This window comes from uncultured Acetobacteroides sp. (genome assembly GCF_963667355.2).
In the GTDB taxonomy this organism is placed as follows: domain Bacteria; phylum Bacteroidota; class Bacteroidia; order Bacteroidales; family ZOR0009; genus Acetobacteroides.
Genome location: NZ_OY763328.2, coordinates 3,837,696 through 3,861,433 on the forward strand (window position 1 = coordinate 3,837,696; position 23,738 = coordinate 3,861,433).

At 48.7% G+C, this 23,738-nt stretch carries 21 protein-coding genes and 1 tRNA gene; 11 read left to right on the top strand and 11 right to left on the bottom strand.

The window, feature by feature from the left end:
* The 3 genes from ACHZA1_RS15880 to ACHZA1_RS15890 all read right to left on the bottom strand — a co-directional run bounded on the left by ACHZA1_RS15880 (position 1) and on the right by ACHZA1_RS15890 (position 1,548).
* A complete protein-coding gene (locus ACHZA1_RS15880; protein ID WP_320052844.1) occupies positions 1-384 on the bottom strand; it encodes a co-chaperone GroES family protein in 384 nt (127 codons plus the stop codon).
* Positions 385-432: 48 nt separating this feature from the next.
* Complete coding sequence (locus tag ACHZA1_RS15885) at positions 433-609, bottom strand: MarR family transcriptional regulator (protein ID WP_320052845.1); 177 nt, start codon at positions 607-609, stop codon at positions 433-435.
* Between the two features lie 186 nt (positions 610-795).
* Entirely contained in the window at positions 796-1,548 is a 753-nt protein-coding gene (locus tag ACHZA1_RS15890) for a DUF6261 family protein (RefSeq protein WP_320052846.1), read from the bottom strand.
* Between the two features lie 985 nt (positions 1,549-2,533).
* Between ACHZA1_RS15890 and ACHZA1_RS15895 the strand changes: the two genes are divergently transcribed.
* The 3 genes from ACHZA1_RS15895 (at position 2,534) to ACHZA1_RS15905 (ending at position 4,445) form a co-directional block, all read left to right on the top strand.
* A tRNA-Glu gene (locus tag ACHZA1_RS15895) sits at positions 2,534-2,605 on the top strand.
* 95 nt (positions 2,606-2,700) lie between these two features.
* Complete coding sequence (locus tag ACHZA1_RS15900; protein ID WP_320052847.1) at positions 2,701-3,573, top strand: nucleoside phosphorylase; 873 nt, start codon at positions 2,701-2,703, stop codon at positions 3,571-3,573.
* Complete coding sequence (locus ACHZA1_RS15905) at positions 3,558-4,445, top strand: transglutaminase-like domain-containing protein (protein WP_320052848.1); 888 nt, start codon at positions 3,558-3,560, stop codon at positions 4,443-4,445. Before ACHZA1_RS15900 ends, ACHZA1_RS15905 begins: the two co-directional genes overlap by 16 nt.
* Here ACHZA1_RS15905 and ACHZA1_RS15910 read toward each other — a convergent pair.
* Positions 4,442-4,648, bottom strand: a complete 207-nt coding sequence (locus ACHZA1_RS15910) for a (2Fe-2S)-binding protein (RefSeq protein ID WP_320052849.1) — start codon at positions 4,646-4,648, stop codon at positions 4,442-4,444. The two genes, ACHZA1_RS15905 and ACHZA1_RS15910, sit on opposite strands and share 4 nt — an antisense overlap.
* Positions 4,649-4,742: 94 nt before the next feature.
* Here ACHZA1_RS15910 and rpsF point away from each other — a divergent pair, with 94 nt between their 5' ends.
* The 4 genes from rpsF to ACHZA1_RS15930 all read left to right on the top strand — a co-directional run bounded on the left by rpsF (position 4,743) and on the right by ACHZA1_RS15930 (position 8,476).
* Complete coding sequence (rpsF, locus tag ACHZA1_RS15915; protein ID WP_320052850.1) at positions 4,743-5,096, top strand: 30S ribosomal protein S6; 354 nt, start codon at positions 4,743-4,745, stop codon at positions 5,094-5,096.
* Positions 5,097-5,099: 3 nt separating this feature from the next.
* Positions 5,100-5,369: a 30S ribosomal protein S18 gene (gene rpsR, locus ACHZA1_RS15920; protein WP_320052851.1), complete on the top strand. Its 270-nt coding sequence runs from the start codon at positions 5,100-5,102 to the stop codon at positions 5,367-5,369.
* 21 nt (positions 5,370-5,390) lie between these two features.
* Entirely contained in the window at positions 5,391-5,831 is a 441-nt protein-coding gene (rplI, locus tag ACHZA1_RS15925) for a 50S ribosomal protein L9 (RefSeq protein WP_320052852.1), read from the top strand.
* 125 nt (positions 5,832-5,956) lie between these two features.
* Entirely contained in the window at positions 5,957-8,476 is a 2,520-nt protein-coding gene (locus ACHZA1_RS15930) for a helix-turn-helix domain-containing protein (protein WP_320052853.1), read from the top strand.
* Between the two features lie 77 nt (positions 8,477-8,553).
* On the opposite strand, the gene ACHZA1_RS15935 is transcribed toward ACHZA1_RS15930, so the two are convergent.
* Positions 8,554-9,129 (bottom strand): C40 family peptidase, encoded by a 576-nt coding sequence (locus ACHZA1_RS15935; RefSeq protein ID WP_320052854.1) that lies wholly within the window; start codon positions 9,127-9,129, stop codon positions 8,554-8,556.
* Positions 9,130-9,293: 164 nt separating this feature from the next.
* Between ACHZA1_RS15935 and ACHZA1_RS15940 the strand changes: the two genes are divergently transcribed.
* Entirely contained in the window at positions 9,294-9,776 is a 483-nt protein-coding gene (locus ACHZA1_RS15940) for a GAF domain-containing protein (RefSeq protein ID WP_320052855.1), read from the top strand.
* A 22-nt stretch (positions 9,777-9,798) separates the two neighbouring features.
* Here the strand turns inward: ACHZA1_RS15940 and ACHZA1_RS15945 are convergent, their stop codons facing one another.
* The 3 genes from ACHZA1_RS15945 to ACHZA1_RS15955 form a co-directional block, all read right to left on the bottom strand.
* A complete protein-coding gene (locus ACHZA1_RS15945; protein ID WP_320052856.1) occupies positions 9,799-10,422 on the bottom strand; it encodes a hypothetical protein in 624 nt (207 codons plus the stop codon).
* 81 nt (positions 10,423-10,503) lie between these two features.
* Positions 10,504-11,001, bottom strand: coding sequence for a DUF4251 domain-containing protein (locus ACHZA1_RS15950; protein WP_320052857.1), 498 nt, complete (start codon positions 10,999-11,001; stop codon positions 10,504-10,506).
* 116 nt (positions 11,002-11,117) lie between these two features.
* Entirely contained in the window at positions 11,118-12,392 is a 1,275-nt protein-coding gene (locus ACHZA1_RS15955) for a type IX secretion system plug protein domain-containing protein (protein WP_320052858.1), read from the bottom strand.
* Between the two features lie 135 nt (positions 12,393-12,527).
* On the opposite strand from ACHZA1_RS15955, the gene ACHZA1_RS15960 reads away from it, so the two are divergent.
* The 3 genes from ACHZA1_RS15960 to ACHZA1_RS15970 all read left to right on the top strand — a co-directional run bounded on the left by ACHZA1_RS15960 (position 12,528) and on the right by ACHZA1_RS15970 (position 15,292).
* On the top strand, positions 12,528-13,538 hold the full coding sequence (locus ACHZA1_RS15960) for an FAD:protein FMN transferase (protein WP_320052859.1): 1,011 nt from the start codon (positions 12,528-12,530) through the stop codon (positions 13,536-13,538).
* Between the two features lie 64 nt (positions 13,539-13,602).
* Positions 13,603-14,157 carry an HDIG domain-containing metalloprotein gene (locus tag ACHZA1_RS15965; protein ID WP_320052860.1) on the top strand — a complete coding sequence of 185 codons (555 nt, stop codon included), beginning with the start codon at positions 13,603-13,605 and terminating at the stop codon, positions 14,155-14,157.
* Between the two features lie 142 nt (positions 14,158-14,299).
* A complete protein-coding gene (locus tag ACHZA1_RS15970) occupies positions 14,300-15,292 on the top strand; it encodes a glycosyltransferase family 4 protein (protein WP_320052861.1) in 993 nt (330 codons plus the stop codon).
* A gap of 78 nt (positions 15,293-15,370) precedes the next feature.
* On the opposite strand, the gene ACHZA1_RS15975 is transcribed toward ACHZA1_RS15970, so the two are convergent.
* The 3 genes from ACHZA1_RS15975 to ACHZA1_RS15985 all read right to left on the bottom strand — a co-directional run bounded on the left by ACHZA1_RS15975 (position 15,371) and on the right by ACHZA1_RS15985 (position 23,646).
* Entirely contained in the window at positions 15,371-16,252 is an 882-nt protein-coding gene (locus ACHZA1_RS15975) for a YitT family protein (RefSeq protein WP_320052862.1), read from the bottom strand.
* A 153-nt stretch (positions 16,253-16,405) separates the two neighbouring features.
* On the bottom strand, positions 16,406-17,731 hold the full coding sequence (locus tag ACHZA1_RS15980) for a DEAD/DEAH box helicase (RefSeq protein ID WP_320052863.1): 1,326 nt from the start codon (positions 17,729-17,731) through the stop codon (positions 16,406-16,408).
* A gap of 1,382 nt (positions 17,732-19,113) precedes the next feature.
* Entirely contained in the window at positions 19,114-23,646 is a 4,533-nt protein-coding gene (locus ACHZA1_RS15985) for a hypothetical protein (RefSeq protein ID WP_320052864.1), read from the bottom strand.
* Positions 23,647-23,738 lie beyond the last annotated feature (92 nt).

The window sequence follows — 23,738 nt, forward strand, 5'->3', positions numbered from 1 at the left end:
CTAGCGGAAGAGGTCTTGGTTGCCCACGATTAGCAGGATGGCGTTGTGGGGCACAATGAAGAACTTTTCGCCGTTGAGCTCAACCTCCCAGGCGCTGTTTTGCAGGTATACCACCATATCGCCCTCCTGGGGTTGCAGGGGCACGTACTTCACCTGCTCCTTGTTGTCCTTCCAGGGCTCGTCGGGGTCGGTGATGGCGGGTATGGGGTAGCCGGGGCCGACCTTTACCACGTAGCCGGCTTGGGCGTACTCCTTCTCCTGCACTCCAGGAGGCAGGAAGAGGCCGGTTTTGGTGCGGTCCTGCTCGCTTTTGGGCTTCACGAGCACGCGGTCGCCAACTAGGGTTACGCTGGCGAGGTTGATGTTGTCGATCGAAAGGGGCATCAGTCTGTAATCGTTACGTATAGTATAAGGTGAATCCGCTGCTGGCGGCTACTTCAGCTCGTAGTAGCAGCGCTTGGGCGATACCAGGGTGCCCTCCTTAACCAGCTCCTTGATGAGCTTGTCGGCCTCCTTCTTGTCGATGCTGGCCAACTCGGCAGCCTCTCCGGCCTTTAGCGCCTTCCCGGCTTGGGTAAAGGCCTGAACCATCTTCTCTTTATTTTCCATGGTACGTTGATTTTGGTGCCTGCAAATTTGCGAGTTTTGGCGCTGTAATCAAATATTTAGTGGTAAAATAAGCTGTAGGTGGCCGATGCGCTGTGGGGCGGGGGCGCTGGGGCGATTTGGCCTGCTGGGGGGCTACAAAAAAGGCCCGCGCCGGGTGGTGCGGGCCGCTATGGGGTGTGGCCGATGCTACTTCTTATCGGTAGGGGGCGTGTTGGGGGTAGGCTTGTCGTCCTTCTTGTCCTTTTTCTCCTGCTGCTGCTTCTGCTTCAGGGTGAGGTAGCGGCTGTGGATGGCGCTGGCCAGCAGGGCCCACTCCGCCTTCTTCTCGCTGTACTTCGACATCGCCACCACGTAGTCGTAGTAGCCGTTTATCGCCTCCTGTACGCTGCGCGTAAGGTTGGAGGCCGAGGTGCTGTTGCGGAATGCCTCCACGTCGTCCTCGCGGGAATCCCATAGGCGCAGGTACTCCGCGTTGGCCGCGCGCAGCTCCTCCACGTAGGGGCCGATGGCCAGTTCTACCACCAGTGTCTTGATCTCGGGCTGGTCGAGCCCATCGAGGATGCTCAGCAGCTTGGTGGTCTCCTCCTCGTTCTTGAGCTTCTCCACGCCCGCCCCAAACTTGTCGAACTGGACGAATACCCGCTGCGCCTTGGCCCGAACCCCGGCATCGGGCGAGCACATCAGGCCGCTAGTAATCGATCGGCCCCCCGTCAGGGCGTCATCCCGGCGCCGCTCGGCGGCCAGCAGCGGAGGGCTGCTCTCGCTCTTCTTCGTGCGGTCGATGCTATCCTGGTACGCCCTGTAGCAGCTCTTTAGGGCGATGTAGGTGGGGTGGGTGGTGGCCTCGGCGATGGTGCACTTGCCGGCCTCTTCGAGAATCATTAGGCATACGTTGCTGGTTGAAGCTACCGAAAAACGGTACAGACTTAGTTCATTCATGGCTGTAAAAATTTAAGTTAGATATAAGTTATGATGATGATGCCACCGCCGATGCCCTAGTGCGAGGTTGGAGTGTTTGCAGTGCCTACAGTAGCCTCTCGGCCCCATGTTGCAACAACAACGGTAGATTTACCTTGGAGAATCTGCTATTGAGCGACAACAATGGTAGATTTCCCTTAGAGGATCTACTATTGAGCGACAACAACGATAGATTTTCTTTAGAGAATCTACTACTGTGCGACAACAATGGTAGATTTCCCTTAGAGGATCTACTATTGAGCGGCAACAACGGTAGATTTACCTTAGAGGATCTCCTATTGAGCGACAACAATGGTAGATTTACCTTAGAGGATCTCCTATTGAGCAACAACAATGGTAGATTTCCTTTAGAGAATCTCCTATTGAGCGACAACAATGGTAGATTTCCCTTAGAGGATCTACTATTGAGCGGCAACAATGGTAGATTTTCCTTAGAGGATCTACTATTGAGCGACAACAACGGCTATTGCCTAGTAGAGGGGCTGCTGCTGTTGCCGCATTTAATACACCAAACATCCAAAGAGCGCTAGAGTGCAGGTTGGTAGCACATCGAATCGGCCATAAAATTAACAAAGTAGTTGAAGTCACCAAAAAATATCTGCCAAAAAGTATCAACATCTCAGCCAAATGGCATTTGGGGATGGTGCTGGTCGGCTAAAAGAGGGAAAGAGGTGCGGAAAAGCCCCGAGGAGGCGTCGCCTGTTGGTTGAAGAGCCGCTCGGTTACGCCATTTTCCCGTGCCAAACCGTGCTGGTTTGACTTTTTTAACCTATAGGTATTTGCTTGCGCAAAGGGTTCATCCTCAGGTTTTGTTGGGGTGATGAGTTATCCGATAGGTACTTAAAGGCGTCCTCTCGTGCCCCAAAAAATATTGCAAGCCTTGTAGGTTCGGAAAATTGACCTATATTTGCACTCGCAATCGGAAATAAGGATTGTACCAAAAGATGGTCCATTCGTCTAGGGGTTAGGACGCAAGATTTTCATTCTTGTAACAGGGGTTCGATTCCCCTATGGACTACAAAAGGCTACCGCAAGGTGGCCTTTTTGTTTTCGAACTATTTGGCAACGGTTCGAAGTTTATTACCTTTAATTCCTAATCAAAATAGACATATTATGCGAGTAATTGAACCCTCAGAACTATTAATTAGAGAGGATGGAAGTATTTACCACCTGCATCTTCGTCCCGAGCAGCTAGCCGATGTAGTAATCCTTGTTGGCGACCCTGGAAGGGTGGAGACGGTGGCCTCGTACTTTAGCGAAATCGAATGCAAGGTTTCCAACCGCGAATTCTGCACCATCACCGGAACCTACAACCACAAGCGCGTATCTGTAGTATCAACCGGCATTGGCACCGATAACATCGACATCGTCGTTAACGAGCTCGATGCTCTAGTAAATATCGACTTTGCCACACGCACCGTTAAGCCCGAGCGCAAGAAGTTAACCCTGGTACGCCTAGGCACCTCTGGCGCCATTCAGGGTAACATCCCGTTAGGATCCCATCTGCTGTCTGCCATCTCCGTCGGTTTCGATGGCCTGCTAAACTTCTATGGCAACCGCGACTCTGTCTGCGACCTAGCGCTCGAAGCGGCATTCAAATCGCAGGTAGGATGGGGCGCTAAGTTAACCAGCCCCTATTTTGTTTCGTCATCAAAAGAACTTTTAGACCTCTTTGCTGGTTTTACCATAACCGGAGCAACCATTTCGGCCCCCGGATTTTATGGCCCTCAGGGTAGGGTGTTGCGCCTACCATTAGCCGATCCTAGCATCAACGACAAGATCGAAGCCTTCGAGCATAATGGCGTAAAAATAACCAACTTCGAAATGGAAAGCTCTGCGCTTGCCGGATTAGCCAAGCTCCTAGGCCACGATGCTACCACAATTTGCACCATCATTGCCAACAGGGTAAATAAAACGGCTCTTTCCGATTACTCGCAAGCAGTAAACGAAATGATTGAAAAGACCCTAAAATGCTTACTGCCGTAAGATCTATGGTAAACGAGGAAGTAAAGGCGTTAATTGCTCTTATAGATGATCCCTCTCCGGATGTTTTCGAGGCGGTATCCCAACGCTTGTACGAGCTTGGGCGCGATGCCATTCCTAGCCTCGAGGAGTTCTGGGCGCATTCGGCCACCGAGCAGCAGCAAAAGCTTATCGAAAGCGTACTTCAGCGCATCAACGACAACCTGATGGGCGATGAGGTACAGCGATGGATCGATAACGGATGCTCAAGCGTCATAGAAGGTGCCCATTTGGTGGCTCAGCTGCTTTTTCCTGAGCTGCAATTGGACGATCTAAAAGAGCAGGTTGAAAAGATAGCAAAGGAGGTTTGGCTTGAGATTAGCAGCAACCTTACCGCTTTCGAAAAGGTGAAGATTATCAATCGTGTTTTGTACGAGAAGTACCATTTCTCACCCGATCCGTTAAATCTTTTTGCGCCTCACTACTTTGCCCTAAACCATGTGATTCTTACCCAAAAAGGGAATCCGTTAAGCCTTTCGCTGCTATACATGGCGATTGGGCAGCAGCTCGGAATGCCTATTTATGGGATAAGCTTGCCTCGTAACTTTATTTTGGCATACAAAGACCCTTATCATGGAGATGATGAGGGTCTTCCTGTATCGCAGCGAGTGCTCTTTTACATCAATCCCTTTAATCGGGGAAGCGTTCTTAGCAAAAAGGAGATAGACTACTACCTTAACCAGATTAAGGAAGCACCACAAGAATCGTACTACTTGCCTTGCGACAATAGAACATCAATCGTGAAGGTGCTGGAGAATCTTAAGCTGGTTTACGAGCAAGCCAAGAACGAAGTACAGGTACATCGAATCGATTTAATCATCAATAGGCTCGCTTAGTCGAAGTTTATTCGTAGCTGAGTCCCTTTCTTGAGCGCTTTAACCCGCTCCTTATCAAGGATGCTACTAATGGTAGCCTTACACCTACCACAGCCAGTAGATGCCTTGGTGATAATTTGAATATCTGTGATTGTTTGAGTACCATTTTTTATCGCAGTAAGAATCTCCCTTTTGGTGACGCCTTTACAGTTGCAAATAATCATAGAAAAAGGTTAACTGAAGGTGAAATAATTTGCGAATTAAGCAAAAACGCGTAACTTTGCGACCTATTTTAACAAAACAATAAAACAACGTCGTATGTTAAATCAGTACGAAACCGTTTTCATCCTTACTCCCGTTTTATCTGATACACAGGTAAAGGAAGCGGTAACCAAATTTAAAAACGTGATCGCCGAAAATGGTGGCGAAATCGTTTACGAAGAAGATTGGGGTCTTAAGAAATTAGCTTACCCTATCAACAAGAAAACTACAGGTTTTTATTACCTTATTGAGTTTAAGGCTAATGGTGAAACCATTGACAAACTAGAAACTCAGTATCGTCGTGACGAGCGCGTAATTCGCTTCTTGACTTTCAAACTTGATAAGTTTGCTGCTGAATACGCAATTAAGAGAAGAAGTAATAAATCTGTAGAAAAAAAAGTGGAGGAATAAGCCATGGCTCAAGGACAAAGCGAAATCAGATATCTTAACCCACCTACAGTAGACGTTAAGAAGAAGAAGTACTGTCGTTTCAAAAAGAATGGCATTAAGTATGTAGACTATAAGGATCCAGAATTCCTTAAGAAGTTCTTGAACGAGCAAGGTAGAATTCTTCCTCGTCGTATCACTGGAACTTCTCTAAAGTTCCAACGTAGGGTTTCTCAAGCAGTTAAAAGAGCACGTCATCTTGCGCTGCTTCCATTTGTAACCGACATGTTGAAGTAATAACCAGGAGGATTAGAAGAAATGGAAATCATACTAAAGCAAGATGTAGAGAACCTTGGTCACAAGGATGAGATAGTAGTGGTTCGTGATGGTTATGCAAATAACTTCCTAATTCCTACAGGTCAAGCTATCGTTGCCACTCCTTCTGCAAAGAAGATGCACGCTGAAAATCTTAGACAACGTGCTCACAAAGAGGCTAAGATCAAGAACGATGCGGTTGAGTTAGGTAAGAAAATCGAGGCGATAACCCTTACTATTGGGGCTAAGGTTTCTAACACAGGTAAGATCTTTGGATCTGTTAACAATATTCAGATTGCAGAGGCTCTTGAAGCACAAGGTTTCAGCATCGACCGTAAGATGATTGTTGTTAGCGATGTTAAAGAAGTTGGAAACTATACCGCAGACGTTAAGTTACACCGCGAGGTGAAAGTTAAAGTAAACTTTACTGTTGTTGCTGAGTAAGCAGAACATTGAAAATACGAAAAGGTCACCGCAATTGCGGTGGCCTTTTTTATTGCTTTATAGGTGTGATTGATATTTAATTGATAAATTTATGCTCTTTGGTGTGAGTTTTATTGTTGAATAATATGAAAGTAGAAGAAAATCAACCGCTGAATCTAGCATTCGAGTACGTTAATTTTACTAATAAGAACGTTTTCTTAACGGGTAAAGCAGGAACAGGTAAAACTACTTTCCTTCACAACTTGACGAAGACTTCTGCTAAGCGTATGATTGTGGTTGCTCCTACAGGAGTTGCCGCAATAAATGCAGGAGGGGTTACCATTCACTCCTTCTTTCAGTTGCCTTTTGGTCCTCAAATACCAAAAAAAAACGAGGTTGATAACGGAATCGGGAGTCCTGCCCAAACAGATAATCAACCCTCATATCAAAAGTTCAGTCGGGATAAGATTAATATCATCCGTAGCCTTGACCTGCTGGTTATTGATGAGATAAGTATGGTGCGTGCCGATTTGCTAGATGGCATTGATGAGGTATTGCGTCGCTACCGTAACCGCTATAAACCGTTTGGAGGTGTGCAACTCCTGATGATTGGCGATCTACAGCAGCTTACTCCTGTTGTAAAGGAAGATGAATGGTCGTTGCTTAGCAAGTATTACGAGACGGTATTTTTCTTTAGTAGCCGTGCACTTAAGCAAACCGAATTAGTTTCTATAGAGCTAAAGCACATCTACAGGCAAAGTGATACTGCTTTTATTGATATTCTGAATAGGGTTCGAGAAAATCGTATTGATGAGGCAACTCTTGCAGAACTGAATAAGCGGCATATTCCTAACTTCAAAAGAAGTGATGGCGATGGTTACATAACACTTACAACTCATAATAGTCAAGCTCAGGCGATAAATAATGAGCAACTAGCAAAGATTGACAAGGAGAGTTTCAAACACCAGGCTACAGTAACGGGTAATTTCCCTGAGTATTCTTATCCAACGGAGTTGGAGTTGGAACTAAAGGTAGGCGCTCAGGTGATGTTTGTAAAGAACGACTCATCACCCGAAAAACTATTCTACAATGGTAAGATAGGTGTTGTGGTTGATATTGATGATGATGGTGTTTGGGTTCAATGTGCTGATGATGAAAATCCAATAAATGTAACACTTGCCCGTTGGGATAATACAAAGTATAGCATCGATCCTAAAAATGATGCTATTGTAGAAGAGGTTGTAGGTAGTTTCGAACAGTATCCCTTGAAATTAGCCTGGGCAATTACCATACATAAAAGTCAAGGATTGACTTTTGAAAAGGCTGTTGTTGATGCAAAGGCTGCATTTGCTAGTGGGCAAGTGTATGTAGCACTTAGTCGTTGTAAGACGTTGGAAGGTTTGGTTCTTAGTTCTCCAATTTCATCAAGTAATATCAAGACTGACCTTACTGTTAAGTCTTTTACTCAAGAGGTGGAGGAAAATGCGCCAACGCTTCAACAGCTTGAGTCGGGTAAACGTGAATACCAGAAGCAGTTGCTGCTAGAACTTTTTGAGTTTGACTCTATTTCTCGTCCATTGAACTACTGCAAAAAACTATCAATGGAGCATTCCGATTCTATTCATGAGATGGTGAGATCTTCTCTCTCTAGTATTATCAATAGTTTTAGGGGAGATGTGGTAGATATATCAGATAAGTTTAAAAATCAGTTGATTTTATTGGCTGAACAGCCTGTTGATATAGAGAATAATAAAGTTCTACAAGAAAGAGTAAAGAAGGGGTGTGCCTACTTTGCTGAGAAAGTAAAGGGAATTGTTCAAAAGGGGGTTGGAGATTTATCAATTGATATAGATAATAAGGTAGTGAGAAAGTCATTCACGGATTCAATACGTCGGGTGGAGGATGAAACACGAATTAAATTGCAATGCTTGAATGTTTCAGAATCGGGGTTTGTGGTTAAGAATTATTTGGAGGCTCGTGCAAAGGCTTCAATTGATAAGGGGACAAGCAGGACTGAAAGAAAATCTTTTGAATCGAAGACTCCTGCCAACATTGTTAATCCCATGCTTTATCTTGCACTTAAGTCGTGGCGAGAGAGCAAGGCTGAAGAACTTGATGTACCTATTTATATGATATTTTCTCAAAAGGCTCTTTACGACTTGCTTCTTAAGTTGCCGACAAAAATGGCTGACTTAAAGGGAGTAAGAGGTTTTGGAGATAAGAAACTTAAGCAATTTGGTGCTGAGGTAATCGATATTATTGCCGACTATTGTGAGGATAATGGAATGGCGTATGAAAAATTGTACGAGATTGAATATTCTGTAACAAATGATAAAAAACAGAAGAATGCTGAAAAGGTTGATACAAAAAGAGTTTCCCTCGAACTTTTTAAGGAGGGATTGAGTGTAGAGCAGATTGCAAGTAAACGGGGAATTGTTGTATCGACAGTAGAAGGGCATCTTTCTCATTTTGTTGCTTCCGGGGAATTGGATATTTACCAGATTATAAGTTCTGATAAAGTAGGTAAGATTTTAAACTACTTTGAAAACCATACAGAACAAGGTTTGTCCGATGCTAAGAATATGATAGGAGCCGATTGCTCTTATAGTGAAATAAGAATGGTTAAGGCTTACCTAAGAGAAAGAGAAAGAGAAAGCGACATGTAGTCTTCTCTTTGCTATTGCGGAAATAAAACAAGAAAGGCGCTTTAAAGCGCCTTTCTTGTTTATTATTGGTTGTTAATCTAGTTCTTTGAATTTGGATTTGGCATTATTCGTTTTGCCTTAATAAACCGTCTCTTAAAGTAAGCCGATTTGGTAATATCTTCAACAACGACACCTCTAGAGGTTGAGGAGTGCACCATCAGTACGCTACTATCGTTAGCTTGAACAACCATGCCAACATGCCCTACGCCACTTCTTCTTCCTCTGCCCTTAAAGAATACAAGATCCCCTGGTTGTAGACTACTCTTGTCAACTGCTTCTCCAACTTTTGCCATCGCCGAACTATTTCGGGGAAGTTCGACACCTTTTGATTTGAAGAGGTGACCAACAAAACCGGAACAGTCAAAACCTGAAGAGGTTGTCCCGCTATAGCGATAAGGTGTCCCTAAGTATTGCTTTGAGAAGGATATGATGTTCTCAACAACAGTATCAGCAACATTGGTTATCGCTTTTTCGAGGATGAACCTTTCTTTTTGAATTGAAGTTGAATCGGCTTTGTGCACTACATGACGCCTATGTGGACGTTTCGCCGTTGAATCAAAAGATAACAACAACAAAAAAGTTACAGCCAGCGTGATTATAGTTGATTTTAACATAGACCTATTACTCTCGTTTTCTGCAAAAATAGAAGTTTATTTTAGATAATCTAATTATTTGGGATATTAATGATAATCTCGTTTTGAATATGATTGCTACTTTTGAAGACTGAACGTTGAAGTTTAGAAGTTTAGATGTGATGTTAATGAAATGTTAAATATTTATGGCAGAGGATATTTTGATCTCGGATAATGTAACAAAAGAGGAGTGTTACAAAGAACTACTACCACAAATTGCTGCTCTTATTGATTATGAAGATGACCTTACTGCAAATCTTGCGAACATAGCTGCCGCTCTTAAATATGGGCTCAACTTTTTTTGGGTGGGGTTTTACAGAGTGAAGGATGGAGGGCTGATTTTGGGACCTTTTCAGGGACCTGTTGCTTGTACAAGAATAGCTTCAAATAAAGGAGTATGTGGTGCTTCGTATACGCAGAAGAGGACTGTAATTGTAGATGACGTCGATAAATACCCTGGACATATTGCTTGCAGTTCGCTTTCTAAGTCAGAAATCGTTATTCCAATAATGAAGGATGACGAAGTGCTTCTGGTGCTCGATGTTGATAGTGAGCATCTCTCATCGTTTGATGAAATCGATGAGAGATACCTCAATGAGCTGGCACTAATGGTTCAGAAGAAACTTTAGCGGATGGTTGGTGCCAGTAATACTATTGTACATTGATGCTATAAGAAGATGAACCATTTGGGGCGAATCCCATCTTTAAAAGATACTTTTCATGGGCTGGAGTAAATGCTCTGGTCCATGCCTTGCTTATGCCCAAATCCTTGAGAATGCTAGATTTGGTAAATAGGTATTTACCGGGTTTGTAGTCTCGATTATGTGGGGACGTATAATCAATCTCAATCTCAAGTTCATTAGTGTCTTTTCTGTTGCCGGCAACGATTCCAATTACCTCCATGTCTCGAGTTTGTAGAGCTACGATATTGCAGTTGTTTATGGTCTCTAGGTATTTAGGGAAAGTCGCCGAAATGTCCTCAGAATACTTTGAAAGGAAAAGCTTAAGAATACGTTCGTTAGAATTTACAAGAAGGACATGAAATGCACTTGTTGATTTGTAGATCTGTACGAGGTAGTAAGCATCAATTGCTATTATTAGGCTATTGAATATGCCAACTGGATAGGCTCCGATTAAGAATCCGTATGTGGCAAAGATTGCAGAACCTACTAGATTGAACCACCTTAGCTTTAAGGGGGCGCTCATTAGTAATGAAATGGCGGTTACCACAGATGCTAGGTATCCGATCCAGGTTAGTAATTCTATGTTTTGCATGTTTTAAAAAATTTTAGGGGTGCAAATATAGAAAACCTGAAGTATAATAAGTTCACTTACTTCTAGAAATCATTACATTTTTTAAGGTTGTCTTATAGTGCCTGAGAAGGATATGCTTTCACGGTTGACGGATTGCACCGTAAGCGTTCCGTAGCCATTCTTGCTAATAGAGAGGAATAACTCGTATTTAACCTTAGTGTCTTTGGTCTTAATTGTTATTTCCCATCCTTCGTGTTTGGTTATCTTTTTTGTATAGGTAAACTTGGTGCTTGTAAACATGATTCCTGCTTCTTCGGGAGAAATTGGTGCTGTGTAGGCTCTTCCGAAGAATGGAAGATATGCAACTATGGTATCATTGGTTACTCTGAGGTCGTACGTGGAGGTGAGGTTTCGTGCGCTTCCCCTCATGGGGATAGCGATGTTAGCTACAAAGGTATAGTTTGGGGCTTCGATTGCAGTTTTAAGGGCGACCTCTTTTTCTTGTTTGCTAGAACCTAGAAAAACCTCCTTGTTGATGTTTGCTGTAAGCAAGAGTGCAGAAGTTAGCATCAACCCAGAAATGATCAAGATACTTTTCATACCGCTATTTTTTGTTTACGACTTTACGTTACGATTTGTATTTAGAACCTATTGATTAGGCAATCTACGTATAAGTAATAACCAAATTTTGCTTCATGTGGCTAAGGGGATGGGGCTTATTTTGTGATTTTTTTACTTCGTTCGATGCATGTAGATGCAACGAGGCGGGTGTAGGTGTCGCGAATGCCTTTGTAGTAGGTGCAGATTTGATATGAGTTCTCCGTTTGGCTGAAGTTCCCTTCGGGCGAGAGATGCATAGCTGCATTGCCTTTTTGATTTCTTACAACATACTGGTAGCTGTAAAATCCCTGTTTTAGAAGAAGCGGAACTTCGTAGCAGCTAGTTGTGTTGTTATAGATCATTTTTGAGTAGTTCGATGGTCCCCAGCCCGTAAGTTCACCTTCGAGGTAAACATCGTATTTATCGCCTAAATAGGGGGAGTTTAGCGAGAACATCACGCTGTAGTAGTCGCAGTCGGTGTCGGGATTGTTAAGGTTTAGACCAGCAACGATCAGTTTCCCATCGTAATCGTAGTTCTGAGAGTAGGGGATGTTGCTGCGCGATTTGTCGGGCTGCAGAAGTATGTAGTACTGGCCTTGCACCTGCTTTATAGAGCTTGCATTGGTGGAGATATAGTGCGCATCGCGAATGTCCAAAGTCCTGAATTCGTTGCCTGCGGGGTATATGTTTTTATCGGGGCGGCTGTATACAATCGAATTCACGCCAAGGTTTACCGGTTGTGGTTGAAGCGAATCGGGAAGGAGAACGTAGTTTTGAAAAACTTTGGTTTTTATCTCGCGGGAAGGATTGGTGACGTTCGGCAGCTGGTATTGAACGGTTAGGTTTAGCTGATGCGATGTTTGGTAGCTGTCACTGCTTGTCGGAATTGCTATTGATGCAATGTGGGTTGCAAACTTTTCGGCAACAAGGAACCCGACCTTAAGCAGCGGCTGTTGGGTGTCAGCATCAAGAATAACCATCATGTAGTTGCCGGATATTTTTGGCTTTACATCGTTGTTTGGAAACGTAATGTCGTAGTGGACATACTTGGTTGTCGTATTGTTGGAATAGCTGTAGCTGTTTAGGGGCTGCTCCTGAAAGCCATCAAGGTATGCCGATTGGAATAGCTCCTCATCCTTCCAATTCTCGTCGCAGTGGACAATTTTGTACGTTAGATTGCGTGGCGCCTTTGCATTAAGATCGTCGAACTTGATGGTAACGTATTCGCCATTGTTGAGATATATGCTAGGGAACGAGGTCACATCTTGGTTTGCAAAAGCCTGTACGCTTTTTATATCGGGATCGATGATATCCACACGATGTTGTGCGTGAGCGGTGCCCATTGACAGCGCAACGAACAGGATGCTGAGTATAAAGGTACGATAGATCATCAGGCTTTGGGTGTATTGTAATTCGAACGAAACAATTATAGCGACAATCTGCCTAAAAGCAAAGCATCTTACCTATATTTAGGACCTCGGAATAGAGATTCATAAAATCATCATACTTACTTAAGAAATTTTGGCATGAAGCAAAATACGATTCTTGCAATTGCTGCCATAGTCATGATAACCTCGTGCAGCAGCCGCGAAAAGGAGTACGTGAAGTTCGGCGGATTTGCGCAGGGTACAACCTACAGCATTTCGTACCGCGATGCGGAACTCCGGAACCTGAAACCACAGGTAGATTCGATCCTCCGCGATTTTGACAACTCGCTATCCATCTATAATGAGAAGAGCATTATATCGAAGATGAACAGCAACGATACTTCGGCTACCGCTGATGGCTACTTTACCGAGTGCTACAGGTATTCAGCAGAGGTGTGCAACGCTACCGACGGGGCTTTCGATATTACCGTTGGGCCGCTTGTGCGTGCTTGGGGGTTTGGCCTAAAGAATAAGGACAAAATGACCAAGGAGCATGTGGATAGCCTTCTGCGCTTGGTGGGGATGGACAAGGTTGCTCTGGTAAACGGCAAGCTGAGGAAGAAGGACCCTTGGGTGTTTATCGATGCTAACGCCATTGCGCAGGGCTACTCGGTTGATGTGGTGGCGCGCTACCTAGAGCGTATGGGCATCAGCGAATACCTTGTTGAGATTGGGGGCGAGACCTACGGCAAAGGCCTAAACGCCCACGGCAAATCTTGGACTATTGGTATTGATAGGCCCTCGGATGGTAACGATGCTCCCGGCGCAGATTTGCAGGCAGAGGTTAGGTTGCCTAACGGGAAGGCATTGACAACCGCTGGAAACTACCGCAAGTTCTACGTCGAAAATGGGGTTAAGTACTCGCATATAATAGACCCTAAAACTGGTTACCCTGCAAGGAATACGCTGCTGAGCGTTTCGGTGGTGGCAAAAAATTGCACCTACGCCGATGGCTACGATACCGCTTTTATGGTGTGGGGGCTCGATAAAACAAAGGCGTTTCTGAAGAAGCATCCCGAAATGGATGCCTACCTTATCTACTCGGGGAAGAATGGCGCCTATGAAACCTATGCAACTCCAGGCTTCGAAAAGATGTTGATAAAGGAGTAGCCAGAGCATCGGTCGTTGTAGAAATCAAAAACAAGAGTTGAACCTACTTCAAAAGATAAATGCTATGGATCGTAATCAAGCATTGGAATTGCTGAATAGCCGAATAAAGAATCCGAGGATGATTGCTCACTGTCTTTCTTCGGAGGCTGTGATGCGAAGGCTGGCGGCGCATTTTAACGAGGATGTGGAGCTATGGGGGCTTGCCGGATTGCTGCACGATTTAGACGTGGAGGAGACTGAGGGAAACCACGAGCAGCATGGCAACGTAGCTGCCGATCTTCTTGCCGAGAATGGTTTTCCGCAGGTAGCTGTTGATGCCATTCGTAGGCACAACGAAAGGGCTACGCTTGAGCCTAGGACTACCTTGTTCGATCATGCGCTTGCGGCTGGAGAAACAATCACGGGGCTTATTACCGCAACGGCAATGGTCTATCCCGATAGGAAGGTGGCATCCGTTAAGCCATCGTCGGTGGTGAAGCGAATGAAGGAGAAGAATTTTGCCGCATCGGTTAAGCGCGAGAATATCATGGAGTGTGAGATGATTGGTATTTCGATTGCCGTGTTTGCCGAGATGGCTATTGAGGCAATGTGCGGTGTTGCCGACCAGGTAGGGTTATAGATTATGCCATTCCTTTATCGGTTAACCAATAGAGGTATCTCTATGGTACAAACTATTATTCGGGAGGTAGGGTGTTTGGATTCTTAGTTGTATTAGTAGTGTGTTTGGTTATTTCTTATTCCAAGGCTTAGCTGCTTTTACAATGAACATTTTAGTTTCGAATCGTAATTTAGGGAAGACCGGGGGAAGTGAAACTTTTACCTATACGCTAATTGGGGAGTTGGTTAAGCGTGGTCATAGCGTCGAGTATTTTTGCTTTAAAAGGGGATTAGTAGCTAGTAAAATTGAGGAAGATTTTGGCGTTGGCTTTATGTCGAAACCAAAGTACGATCTGATTTTTGCAAATCATTTAAAAACGGTAGAATTCTTGTATCGTTTTGGTCCCGTAATTCAAACATGCCACGGCATTTTTCCTCATTCCGAACGTCCTTCGTTGCATGCCGATGGCTACATTTCAATTTCGCAGGAGGTGCAGGAACTTTTGCTAAAGAGTGGCATCCTTTCTCCGATTATACATAATGGGATTGACTGTGAGCGTTTCCGTCCGATGAAGCCATTACGGAATAGCAATATTAGGGTCCTGTCGTTATGCCAATCGGAAGAGGGGCACCAACAGGTGCTTGATGCATGTAAGCTGGTTGGCGCAGAGTTCGGGAAACTCGACAAAAAGATAGATAACATCTGGGATGTTTCGAGTGCCATTAACGAGTACGACTTGGTTGTAGGATTGGGCAGATCGGCCTACGAAGCGCTAGCTTGTGGGCGCCCTGTGGTTATCTACGACAAGCGCCCCTATGCCTCGAGTATGGGCGATGGCTATTTTCTTGATGTAATGCCAATGAGCCTGAAAAATAACTGTTCGGGGCGGGCTTTGCATCGAGATTTCAGCATTGAAGATTTGGCCCACGAGATTGGACGTTATAGACCCGAAGATGGCAACATCGCTCGACGCTATGCTGAGCAGAGTTTTAATGTCGAAAGAGCCGTTGACGCCTATTTGGAATACGCTAAATCTCTTCGATCGATCAATCTTATGCACAAGATTGCTATGCAGGAAAGAGGGCTACTTCCAAACTTTATTGTTAGATTTCTTCAGAATCGGATTCGAAAAGGGGTTATTGCCGCCTATTCGTAGCAAATTTGATTGGCGAAATAAGAAAAAGGAGATGCAGGTTACCCTGTATCTCCTTTTTCTTGGCCGTTATATCTGTTTTTACGCGTGCGGCTTAAATCCGTTTCCGAGAATTTCTCCGGCTCCTGTTACGTTTACGAATGCCTTAGGGTCGATCTTGCGGATTTCCTGCTTTAGGATTTCCACCTCGCGGCGGTTGAGCACCACGTAGATCATCTTGCGATCCTGCTCCTGGTAGAGTCCCTTTACGTTGATGAGCGTACCCCCGCGGTCGAGGTCCTTGAGGATCACCTGGCGGATCTTTTCGTACTCATCAGAAATAATCATCACCGTTTTGTTGAAGCCCTCCTGGGTTACGATCATGTCGATGATCTTGCTCTGGATGTAGATAAGGATCCAGGCGTAGCAGGGCAGCTTCCAGTCGCCAAAGGCGGGGATGGTAATGAGGGTGATGAGCGAGTCGACGATGAGCACCAGCTTGCCCAGCGAGATGTGGGTGTACTTGTGCAGGATCATCGAGATGATGTCGCTGCCGCCCGAGGTGGCCTTCGACTTAAAGATGATGCCCATGGCAATGCCGTAGAGCACGCCGGCGAAGATGGAGGCTAGGAGCGGGTCGTCGATGAGCGGTTGTCCGCTAGTCCACAGCTGGGTTTCGAAGAGCCAGGTGAAGCCGAGCCCGGCTATGGTGGCAAGGGCGGTTTTAAAGCCAAAGATGGGGCCTAGGATGAGCGTTCCGATGATTAGGAGCGGGATGTCGAGGCAGGATACCGCCGTGCTGATGTTCCATCCGAAGAGGTGGTGAAGTACGATTCCGATGCCGTAGGTGCCTCCAGGGGCTATCTTGAATGGGGATACGAGCATGACGATAGCCATCGTAAAGATGAAGCTGCCCAGCATAATGTAGCCAACGGACTTCCACCATTCGCCCGAAAACAGCTTTTCCTGTTGAATATGTGCCATATTGAGAGATTTAAGTTACGGTTTGTAATCTAGCGCAAAGGTAATCGAGGAAAATTGTTCGCCAATGGGCCGATGTGGCTACTGAATATGTTTAATGACATCAAAAAAGATTACAGCTGCATTTGGAGATTTGGTTTCGGCAAGGCCGGTGCGCTACCACGATACCCCGATGGTGGGCTTCAGCTTCTTTACGGGCTGGTTGCGCACGGCGCGTACCAGCTCGTGGGCTAGGTGGCGCTTTACGGCCACGAAGGCCATCTTGTCGAGGATGTCTATTCTGCCAATGTCTGCCTTTTCAATCCCTCCCTTCTGGATCAGGAAGCCGACCACATCCACCTTGCTGAGCTTGTCCTTCTTGCCGGCGCCGATATAAACGGTGGTCCACTCGGGGGCGCTGGGCAGCTCGGACTCCCTGTCGAGCGGTAGGGGCTCGATGTCGGCGCTGGCGTAGTAGGGGAGCTCCTCGGCTTCGGCCAGCACGAGCACCGCGCATCCGTTAGCCTTCATGCGGGCGGTGCGGCCGTTGCGGTGGATGAATGCCTCCTCGGTTTCGGGGAGCTGGTAGTGCACCACGTGCCCGATCTCGGGGATGTCGAGCCCGCGCGAGGCGAGGTCGGTAGCCACCAGTATCTTTATGCTTCCATTCCGGAACTTGATGAGCGAGCGCTCGCGCTCGGGCTGCTCCAGCCCGCCGTGGAAGACGTCGGAGATGATGCCCTCCTCCAGGAGCATGCTGCTGAGGCGGTCGGCGGCGTCGCGGTGGTTGACGAAGACGAGCATGGTACTCTCGCCCAGCTGGCAGATGAGGTTTACCAGCGCCCCAAACTTGTCGTGGTGCTCCGAGCGCACGAGCTTAACCTCCAGCCGCTCGGCGGTGCCCGCCTGGTCGAGGTACGAGAGCTTGAGCGGGGCGCTCAGGCCAACGAAGGCGGGGATTTCGAGCGCGTCGGTGGCCGAGGTGAGCACGGTTTTGCTGAGGCGGCCGAGGCTGTCCCTGATCTGCACCATCTCCTCGTCGAAGCCCAGCTCCAGGCTTTTGTCGAACTCGTCGAGCACCAGAAAGTCGATGAGATCCGGGCTTACCGTGCCGCGGCGGAGGTGGTCGGCGATGCGCCCGGGCGTGCCGATGAGCAGCGCTGGCGCCTCCTTCAGGCTGTTGGCCTCCATCCAAAAGGGGTGGCCGCCGTAGCAGCACACCACCTTAAAGGGCGTCTTCAGGTGGCGGAAAACCTGCTCGATCTGCAGCGCCAGCTCGCGCGTGGGCGTGAGCACCAGCGCCTGCACGAACCCCGCGTTGGGGCGCAGGTGGTGCACGATGGGGATCAGGAAGGCCAGCGTCTTGCCCGAGCCAGTGGGCGATAGCACCACCACTTCGGGATGCTCCTCTACGGCCTCGATAACCTCCTCCTGCATGGGCGTCAGGCGGGCGATGCCCATGTTGGCCAGCCCATCTCGTACAATTTGCTCACGGTTTTCCATGGCGGCAAAGATAGAAAAATAGGGAGTAGGGAGTGGTGAGTAGGGATATCGCTTTTAAAAAAACATCGATCATAATGGAGGTAGATGTAGAGGAATCAGCAAGCCGTAGCACAAAGCGTATCCCCCTCTGGAGGGCAATGTCGTTAAGTTAAGAAAAGTTGATTATTAAGTTGATGCCATGGAGGCATAAACCTCCACCTAGAGCGGAAGGTCCTATACCATAAAGAAAACAACCATAGTCACTACCAGTTTAACCTCTACGAGGTAAATAGGCAGGAGATGGATGGTTTCTACAAATCGTAATGTCCTACGGACAAATTTATAACGGCCAGAATACCGCATAGCGGTTAGAGACTTGTAGCATCATTCCTACGCCACTCCTTTTTTCTCCGTAGGAGATATACAATATGCAATTGTATAGCAGTTTGGCCCTTAAGTTAGCGACATTGCCTCTGGAGGGGGAAGGGGGAGGAAAATAGACGTTAGAGGTAAAAACTTGATGCCAATGATTGCTATACACTCCTAAAAAATCCACTCCCTAACCCCCGCCGGCGGGGGATATCCTTCGAAATAGAGTCGTGTAAATATTAAAGGCGAAATATCAGGGAGCGCCACCACTCATTTTTTTCTGCGATGGGGCCAATTCCCTTATCGCCAGTGCTGGTCTCGGAGGTGATACATGCGGTTGCGTTATGGTCAAGGTCGATTGCGCTTGCGTCAGATGCGGTTGCGATAGGGGCAAACCCAATTGCGAAGCACCGAGATGTGATTGCGTTACGGTCAAGGCCAATTGCGTTCGCGTCAGATGCGGTTGCGAGGCCGCCACATGCCATTGCGTCAGCGCCAAACCCGGTTGCGAAGCAGGCAAAGCCAGTTACGGAGCCGCCAAGCTCAATTGCGAGTGCGCCACATGCGGTTGCGATAGGGGTAAACCCAATTGCGGAGCACCGAGATGCCATTGCGTCACGGTTAAGCTCAATTGCGAGTGCGCCACATGCCGTTGCGTTAGGGGCAAACCCGATTGCGGAGCACTGAGATGTCATTGCGTCATGGCTAAACCCGATTGCGGATGCCCGAAATGCCATTGCGTCATGGCCAAACTCAATTGCGGAGCACCGAGATGCCATTGCGTCATGGTCAAACCCGATTGCGAGTGCGCCACATGTCATTGCGTCAGGGGTAAACCCAATTGCGAAGCCACGAGATGTCATTGCGTCATGCGTAAGCTCGATTGCGAGGTGCCGAGATGCGATTGCGTCGGGTGCAAGTCCAATTTCATCCTTGATGTTCGTCGGCTTTTAGGGGGAGGGCCAGAAAAAAAGCGGCCGCCTCGGTTTCGAGGCGGCCGTATGCTGCTATGGTAAGTTGTCAAAGCCTGTGCGCTACTCCGCCATTGCCTTCACCTGCTTGTAGCGGGCGTTTACGATGTCCACCATGCGGTCGTCGGCGTTGGTGTAGCTGTACAGGGTGAGCCACATGTTCTGCTTGATGCTGCGCTTCTTGGCCTTGGTTTTGGCGATGGGGGTGTTAAAGGCCTCGTTGGTGGAGGAGGCAAACATGTTGCCCGCCGAGGTGTACACGAAGATGTAGGTTTGGCCGTTGCCCGCCTCCAGGAGCAGGTACATGCGGTGGTCCTGGTAGGGCATCAGCTCCAGGAAACCCTTCACCCGCTTGTTCACCTGCTTGCCGCCGATGTTGGCGATGCCGATATCGCCCTTGGAGATGTACGAGCGCGTCTTCTTGTTCCACTTCAGCAGCACATCGGCCAGGGTGAGCGTGTGGAGGAACTCCTCGGGCAGCTTCTCGGGGGTGGGCGTCTTGGCGTAGCTGGATGTCACGGTTTCGGCCAGCTTATCGCCCAGGAGCTCGCGCAGCCCCAGCTTCACGTTGGGGTGGCTGTAGTCTAGGGTGGTTTTGGCGCCGGTGGTAACGTCGGCGGTTAGCACGCCAAGCGCCTCGGTGTTAAACAGGAAGTCGAGCGTGGCGGCGCCCGTAAAGCTCACCTCCTTGGTGCCGATGCTCTGGATGGCCTTTCCGGCGGTGGTCACCTTCACCTCGCCCAGGTCGGCGCCCAGCTTCAGCTTGCCCTCGTTCACCAGCAGGTCGAACTCGGAGTAGAGGCTCACCATGTCGCCGGCGGTGTTGGGCTTGCGGATCTTATCGATGGAGCTCAGCTGGTAGAAGCCGCCGTTATCGTTGTAGAAGAGGTACCCCTGGGGCTGCACAAAGGCCGAGTCCTCGGTGTACTTGCGCCCGGTGAAGAAGGTGGGGTACAGGCTCAGCGAGTCCCTGCGGATGTAGGTTCCGGCGAATACCCGGATCTTGTCCACCGTCTGGTAGGGTGGCGCCAGGGGAATCATCACCGAGTCGGGGGCAATCTCGGCGGTAAACCGCATCCAGTTCTTGGGCAGCGTCTCGTACTTGTGGGTTAGGCGCGCGCCGCCGTCGAAGGTCAGGTGCCGCTTCTCCGAGAAGGCCGTCACCTTGCCCTTAAACCGGAAGTAGGGGCTCAGGAAGAAGCGGTCCTCGTCCATGATGGTGGCAAAGGCGGTGGTTTTGTACTCCCTATCCACGGTGATGGTGTTAAAGCTGATGGTGTCCACCTTGCCGTACTTGTCGATGTAGCTGTATAGCCCCTGTCCGTTAAACCCGTTGCGGCCCCCCACGCTGATGCCCACGTCGTAGAAGTGGTGGCTCTTGGTCTGGCGGTTGGCGTACAGGTCGGCCTGGTAGAGCCGATCCATCACGCCCTTGGAGCGTACGGTAACCGTGTCGCGCTTGGGGTTCAGGATCAGGGCGGCATCGGCAACCAGCAGGTGCTTCACCTTGTTGGCCGAAAGGGTTCGGCTCCGCATGTCGTAGGTGGCCAGCGGCGAGGCGAAGCAGAGCGAGTCCTGCTCCTTTACGGTGGAGACAAACGCGCTTCCCGGTGGCGTTTTGCCCTCGTAGGCCAGCGCGTAGCGGTCGGTAAGGCTGGCCGGCAGCCGTAGGCTGTCGCCGGTGCCGATGGTCATGCGCTGGTTGTTCATGTCCCACCCGATGCGCTTGGCGTAGGCGAGGTAGGCCAGGTCGGGGTAGCTCGCCCTAAAGATGTCGTTCTTCTTCTCGAACTTGCCCTGGTAGTTTTTTAGGTCGATGTGCGAGGTGATCTGGTCGGCGGCAAAGAGCTTGCTCTCCCGCTTATCGTCGTAGATGGCCACGTTGGAGGTGTCGCCCTTAAAGGTGTAGGCGGCCATGTCGAAGTTCCTCGACGATATGGTGGCCGTGCTGACGTCGAGCACGCCGTTACCCCTGAGCCCGAGCGGCTCAATCACCAAGTCGCCGTTAAAGGTAACCTGGTTGTCGTAGAGGTTAAAGGGGGTATCGTCCTTAAAGAACTTCATGGTATTCTGGTAGGGGCGCCACTTCATCAGGTGCTGCTTGGCGTTTCCGTTGGGGTACTCGATGCCCAGCAGCGTGCGCTCGATGGTCATCGACTTCAGGATCGAAACGCAGCTATCGGGGAAGAAGAGGAAGGCGTTGGAGTTCGACAACGAGCTCAGGTATCTTATCGAGCCCTTGCCGATGAGCCCCTCGTTGCTCAGCTTGATGGTGTTGTAGAACTTGCCCTTGCTCTTGTACAGCGTCGCGCCCGTGGTGTCCACCTTGCGGCTAAAGCCCAGCGACTGGTCGGGCTGCACCACCAGCGTCTCCTGGAAGGGGATGAAGATATCCGCCGAGTTGAACTCGCCCCTAAAGCCCAAGTTCTCCTTCTCGAAGGTGTTCAGGCTGTCAATCTCGTAGGGGAAAACCTTAAAGTAGAACTTGTCGCGCTTGTAGATGCCGCCGAAGATCGAGGGGTCGTCGTAGTAGATGTAGGAGTCCTTCTTGCTGGCAAACTTGGGGTAGTTGGGGCGGCGCTTCAGGCCCGACTTGTTGTTAGGCTCGTCGATCTTCAGCACGCCGGTGATGTCCTCCATCGTGGAGGTGATGCTGTTCAGGGTGCGCTTGCCGGTGTTGTCGTACTTCTGGGTGCGGTAGTCGAAGTTCATGGACACCACCTTGTCCATGTTGATGTTGAAGTTGTCGTAGTCGAACTTAAAGCCGTCGCCCTTAAACGTAACCAAGCCGGCCCGTATCTCGCCGTCAAACTCCATATCCCGATTCTTCTTAAGGATGATGGAGTTGTTCTTGGGGTAAACCTTCACGTTCTGGGTGTCGGAGAGGTTAATCTGCGGAATCCCGTAGATGGTAAGGTTGAAGTTGCTCAGGTCGAGGATGGCGTTGTTCTGGTTCTTCTTGTTCTCGGAGTTGAAGAGGATGGCGTCGTAGTCCTGCGCCCCGTTGCGCGCCCGTAAGGCTTCGCGCAGCTTGGGCGTGGTGGTGAATACCCGGCTCTCCGAGTCGTATATTACGTAGCCTAGGAAGCCCATCTCCTTAAGCAGGATGTCGCAGTCGGCGTTGCTCCGCTTGGCGAATCGGCTGAGGCCATCGCAGGTTAGCGGGAAGGCCTTCTTCTTCTGCTGCTCCTTCTCGTACTGGCGGATGAGCGAGATGGGGTGCTTGTCGTCGCGGCGCATCAATCCGTCGAACATATCCTGGTTAAAGAAGTTGATCGATTCGAAGATCGCCTCGCTCTCCGAGCTCCCGAACGGCGCGTTAAAGTTGATGATGTCCTTCTTCATGTTCCAGTACAGCTGCTCGGAGTAGATCCCAATCTTGTGGTACGAGTCGAGGTAGGGGGCCCTGGTAAGCATGTTCTGGTTCTCGGAGGTCAGGCGAAGCTCGCGCCCCTGGCTGTCGAAGTCGAGCAGCTTACTGTTATGGACGATGGAGTCGGCAAGCAGCCGGATAACCACCGATGCGCCGTTGGAGGAAAAACCGTCGCTTCTGATGATAAACGAGGGGCTCTGCGCGGTGATAAAGGGCTTTTTACCCCGGATAAAGGTAACCTTTGCCGGCTCCTGCTTCGACCCGTACCCCAGCAGCGTGTGCCCCTTAATGGCAATCCCGCCCTTGTAGTTGATGGAGTCGAAGAGGTTGGTAAGGCTGATGTTCCTGTTGTAGCTGAAGAAGTGCGGGTAGTAAACCAGCTCCTTGGTGCTAACGCTGTTGGGCGAGAGTTTCAGGTTGCCCAGCAGCGGAGTCTTGAATACGTCGGTAAAGTAGAAGTTCACCGAGTCGAAATTTTGGATCGACCTAGTGAAGCTTAGGCGGTAGCTCTTAAGGTCGGCAAACACCTTGGTGGTATCGTAGCCCGCCTTCTTCCAGAACACCTTGCCCCCCTTGCCCACGTACTGGTTGGTAAACGGGAGCACAACGCCCGATGTGCCAAAGATGCTTACCGTATCGTGCTCGGCAATGTACCATAGGCGCGAGTTGGACACGCCAACGTAGAGCGTCGTATCGAATTTAAATGTAATCTCCTTGTCCGAAAGCCCCCACTTGATGTAGTTCGAGGTGAAGAAGGCCTTCTCCTTGCTGATGCTTAGTGGGCTCTCAAAGACGGACAGGACGATGTCCTTGGGGAACTTCTTGCGTTCGAGCAGCGCGTTTACCCCCTTGTTCCAGGCCTCGAACCCCTTTACCACCGCCGTGGTCGAGTCGAAGAAAACCATCATGCTCCTAAGGTAGCAGGTCAGAAACGGGTCGGCGGTAAGGTTGCGCCCTTCGAACTGGGCGGTAGTGGCCATGATCGCTTTTCGCTGATCGTCGTTTAGGGCTGTCGATTGCCAAAACGTGGCAAAGTCGGCAAGGAACTTGGTGTTTGCCTCGCTTTTATAATTTGCCAGCTTGTTAGCGACATCTAGCGGGTATGCCTTAAACTCCTCCGAGAGTACAGCCTTGTCTTTCTGGTTGGGGTACGACAAACATACAAGGAGCAGTAGTATCCCTGTAATGGCAATGGGGGTGATATGCTTGCTGATGGTACTCAAGATTAAAAACGATAAAGGTAGCTTCGCAAAATTTCCCCAAAAGAAGCATTTTTTTGCAAGATAGAACACTTTCTACATCCGAATAAGTAGCG